Consider the following 4,455-nt stretch of genomic DNA (forward strand, 5'->3'; position numbering starts at 1 on the left):
TTGAGGAAATCTTCCTCCACAATTGGAAACACCGCGCCCGCCTGGCCATAGTCCTTTGCCTGCACCGGCAAGGCCAGCGCCGGCAGGAGCGTTGCCGCAATTATGGGTTTGAGGATGGCCGCCCTGCCCATACTCACCTCACAGGATCGGCGTGCCGATGCCGGCGATATGCCGGTGCGGCACCCACCCGATCTCGGCATAGCGGCTGTCAAACCCATCCGGGTGGGACGTTGCCACAAAATAATGGCCGGGCGGGATGACGCCCGTTGGTCCCAGGGCCAGCGGCACGCCCCGGCGCGAGCGCGCCTTGGCAGTTGCAACCGGTCGCCCGTTGACGAGGAACGTGCGCCCCTGCCGGGTCACCACATCGCCCGGCATGCCCACAATTCTTTTCCCAAACAGCTGAGGCCGCTCCCCGAAGTGGGCGCGGACCAGCGGCGTTGGAGGCACCTGGAAAAAGACGTAGTCGCCGCGCGAAGGCTGCTTTTCCCGGTCGATCCAGAACGCCCAGTTCGGCAGGCTTTGTGTGATGTTGATGACAAGGCCATGCCGGCGCTGCCAGGTGTCGACAGCTGATAGCGCAAGCGTCAGCAGCGCCAAAACACCATAGGCCGCATAAAGCCGCCGGCGCTGGGGCGTCCAGAAGCGAGGAGCAACGCTGTCAGCGCCCATCCCTTGCCCCCTTTGTGGGCCCCGGTGTCATTGCCCGAGCAACCGCCGCCTCAACGGCCGGGGTGACATCCGGCACGCTTCTGCCAAGCGTCGCCTCCGAGACCAGCACAATCGTCTGGCCATCATTGAGGCCCGCGATCGCGGCTTCTACGGCCTGCAAATAGGCTTTGGTGCGGCGCTCGGCCTCCTCATCCGTAACCCCTGCCCGCGCCGTCTCAGCGACATAGGATTCAACGAGCGACTGGAGCGAGACGCTGACAATCCGTTGCCGCTCGAATGCCAGCACCTCGCGCGTCAGCCAGGCGCCCCACACCACAACGGCACTTCCAAGCAGGGCGGCAGCCAGCACGTCGACCCGCCACCCCAAAATCAGCCGCCGATGCCAGGCGATGACATTGCCGCCCCCGCTCATGCCTGCCCTCCTTTGCGGATACTCCGTCCACGCATCGGCCAACGGCACACTGCCTGCAGACGCGCCGCGCTGTTCGCCGCCCGCAAAACCACCATCGCAGGCAGTGCCACTACGACCGCGTCCAGGACATTGACCGGTCCGCCAAGCGTTTGTCCCTGAAACCGCCGGTGACAACCGGTGCCCGCGCTCATGCCTGCCCTCCCTTGCCGGCAGGCCACCCAGCCCTCAGCCGCTGAAAGAGGACTGGCAGGCGCACGACGCAGACCCCTGCCAGCAGAACCGTCATGGCAATGAGCGTCATGTCCTGGAACGAGGCCTGCCGCGCGGCGTCCGCCGCCACATAGCGGACCGTCAGATTGTGCAGGTGCAGGAGGAAGGCATGAAAGCTCGCCCCGCTCAGCAGGAAAAATGTTGCCGTGACGACGCCAAGGCCTGCAAGGCAGTTGCCGGCCAGCCAGAGCAGTAGCGTCAAACCGGCGAACAGGCCGTCCTGCACGCGCTGCCAGGGCAACTCACTCGGCTGCCAGACGCCCATCATCCAGCTCCTTCGTCTTTAATTTCTGCTGTGCGCCGAACGCCACCGTCTCGATGGCCTCGGCCATGGTGCGCCCTTGCGCCACTTCGGCCTCGATCGCGGCAAACACGGTCGGGCTCGAGGAGTAGACGGTTCCTGAATAGCGGTCCAAGACCAGCCGGCCGATCGCGGTCATATCCGGGCCCCGGATGTAGACTTCCGAATAGTCCTCGCCCTGCCGACGGACCGAGCGCAGGAGAGTCTCGGTCGCGTCGTCCATCTGGAAGCGGGCGTTCTTTCGAAAATCCAATATGCTCTCGGCCGTCTGCTGGAGCAGCAGCATCCAGTCGCTGTTCTCGAGGGCCGCCTTTGACCCTTCCGCCAGATAATAGTCGTTGAGCGACTGCGTTGCGGTAATGAGGCTGCCGCGATACTTGCGGATGGTGCGCGCCAAAAGGGCCACCGCCTCAGCGATCGAGCCGCCCTGCAGATGCTGGTGCGCCTCATCGAGCAAAACCGCCTTCAGTTCCTGCCGCGGCCGGCTCATCATCATCTGCATGATCGAAAATAAGATGGCCGCAAGGACGACGGCGCGCAGCTCGACCTTGCCGCGCAGCTCGGCCATCTCGAATATGGTAAAGGGATCATCGAGCCTGAGGCTGGCAGGCCCTGCAAAGAAGCTGCCGTAGGTTCCGCTCGATCGGTAGGGCTTGAGGCTTGCCGCCAGATTATCCCCCATCTCGCCCGAGCCGGACAGATGCTCGGCGACGTCATCGATCGAGCCCGCCTGCGCCTTGTCCGCCCACACCCGGTTGACCGCCTCATCCATGAGGCCGCGCTCGGCGTCCGTCAGCTGCCCGGTAAAGCGCGCCATCTGGCCAAGAATGGTGCGAATGAAGGTCAGGCTCTCGAGCCGGTAGTCCTCGTCCTCCCGAGCCCGCGTGGGGTCGACCATGGAGAAGGGATTGAGCCCGATGCCTGATGACAGGGTAAATTCGATGAACTGGCCGCCCTGGAGCTTGGCGCTGTGCTCGAACGAGCGGCCATCGTCCAGAACCAACACCCGCGCGCCTGCCCCGCGCAGGGCAGCGACCAGCTCTTGCAGAAGCACCGACTTGCCCGAGCCCGACTTGCCGATGACGACCGTGTTATGGTTGCCGGCACTGTTCTCGAACGGCGACCAGAAGAAGGGCTGACCGCGCCGTCCAACCAGCAGCAGATGGGGAACCGGTCCGCCCAGATATTCGCCCTGGACCGGCACAAGGCTGGCGGCGGCCGTTGTCAGCTGCGAGCGCAGCCGCTTGAGGCGCAGCATGTCCTCGTAAAGGCCATCGGCAAAGGTCAGCGGCAGGGCAGCGAGCAGGCCCTGGATCTGCAGGAACCGCTCGTCGATCAACTCCCACCCGGCGGCAGCATAGACAGAGCGCACGATCTCTTCATAGCGATCGCCGCGCCCCTCGGGCGCATACACAAGAAGACCGTAGTAGAGCTGCACCAGCTTGCGGCCATTGCCGAGCTGCTCATGCACGTACTGCCACTCGGCCTGCTGATCGCGCAAGGAGGGAATGAACCGCGCCGAGCGGCCCTCGACAAGGCTCGTCGTGCGCATGAATTTATAGGAGGCCCTCGACTTTGCCGCCGTCTCGTCCGGCACGGCAAAGCAGCAGATGGTTGCCACCGGGCAGGGCATTCTCAGCTTGCTGGAGAAGAGATCGCCGATCAGCCGCGCCATGTCCCAGGGAGCCCAGCGCTGCGGGAAGGCCCTCACCCCGAAATGGCGCAGATCAAACCTGTCAGGCAGGACCTCGCCCATGCGCGGCGTCCCGTCAGCCCTGCGCCCAACCATGCGGAACCGCTCGGTGCGCAGCACCATTCTCTCAGGCTCGATTCTGAGCTCGATATCCCGGCGCACGGCCTGGTCGGCGATCGGGTCGAGGGCCGAGTAGGCGCATCGCTCGGCAGCGCTTATCGTTGTCGGCGAGGTCAGCTCGTCGACGAGTTCAATCAAACCCTCCGGCTCGACCGTGCGGCTGTCGACCTCAAGGCTCCTGAGCGCGCTTTGCAGCGACTCCCGGGTCGAGACCAGCGCCTCGGCCCCTGCCTTGGCTGTTGCTGCAACGCCAACCGAGAGGAAGACCCGGTGCCGGCGCAGATGAAACGGCGCATCCCCGGACAGGGAATCCCAGACGCCCTGCTTCAGATAATCCGCACGGTGGCGCGCCATATGCTCGTAGACGCCGCCGACCGCATAGCGCTTTGCAAACCACGCATCGATCACCCGGCCGACCCGCGGCGACATCCAGTGGAGCACCTGAACCCGGCTGCCCGCCGGCAAGCTTTCCGAGAAGAATTGGGCAAGGCTCTCGGCCACCTGATCATTCGCGCCGACGAGCGGCGCGATCTCGATGACAAACCCGCGAGACTGGCGGTTGAGATAAAGCCGGCTCGCCGGATCATAGACCCGCCACGGCAGGAACGCCGAGAGCTGGTCGAGCTGCAAGGAGAGGTGTCGCTCATGGGCATCCGTCCGATCGCCGAAAAGGCGCGCGCCCAGCCAGTCGAAAAGCTTCATTGCTCGCCTCCTGCATCTGCCGCATCCCCGGCGGCTTTGCTAATCGCCTCGAGCGGAGCAGCCGGTTCGTCAGTGGGCCTCGCATCCTTCACGCCGCCAACAGCAACCGGAACCGAGGGCGGGTTTGAGGGCAGTGCCTGCCAGCCGCTGCCCTCGACCACCGCGTGGACAACCGCCGGTTCATGGAAAACCCCGGCCTCATCGATGCGGGGGTAAAAGACGATCCTCAGCACCCGCTCGCCCGTCCGGACGAGCCCTGCGCCCAGGGCGGTGCGCGACGCCCAT

Annotated in this window: 4 protein-coding genes and 1 pseudogene; all 5 read right to left on the minus strand. The window is 65.0% G+C overall.

Going from position 1 to position 4,455, the window contains the following annotated elements; genetic code table 11:
• Window positions 1-138: 138 nt before the first annotated feature.
• Window positions 139-672: a S26 family signal peptidase gene (locus VIG90_RS11725; RefSeq protein ID WP_331593702.1), complete on the minus strand. Its 534-nt coding sequence runs from the start codon at window positions 670-672 to the stop codon at window positions 139-141.
• Window positions 662-1,084 (minus strand): TrbI F-type domain-containing protein, encoded by a 423-nt coding sequence (locus VIG90_RS11730; protein ID WP_331593703.1) that lies wholly within the window; start codon window positions 1,082-1,084, stop codon window positions 662-664. The genes VIG90_RS11725 and VIG90_RS11730 overlap by 11 nt, the downstream gene beginning before the upstream one ends.
• Window positions 1,085-1,271: 187 nt before the next feature.
• Window positions 1,272-1,619, minus strand: a complete 348-nt coding sequence (locus VIG90_RS11735) for a hypothetical protein (RefSeq protein ID WP_331593704.1) — start codon at window positions 1,617-1,619, stop codon at window positions 1,272-1,274.
• Window positions 1,597-4,170, minus strand: a complete 2,574-nt coding sequence (gene traC / locus VIG90_RS11740; protein ID WP_331593705.1) for a type IV secretion system protein TraC — start codon at window positions 4,168-4,170, stop codon at window positions 1,597-1,599. The genes VIG90_RS11735 and traC overlap by 23 nt, the downstream gene beginning before the upstream one ends.
• Window positions 4,167-4,455: pseudogene (locus tag VIG90_RS11745) on the minus strand (TraV family lipoprotein); the annotation flags it as partial. The gene traC and the pseudogene VIG90_RS11745, both read right to left, overlap by 4 nt.

It is taken from the genome of Pedomonas sp. (assembly GCF_036515995.1).
Taxonomy (GTDB): domain Bacteria; phylum Pseudomonadota; class Alphaproteobacteria; order Sphingomonadales; family Sphingomonadaceae; genus Pedomonas.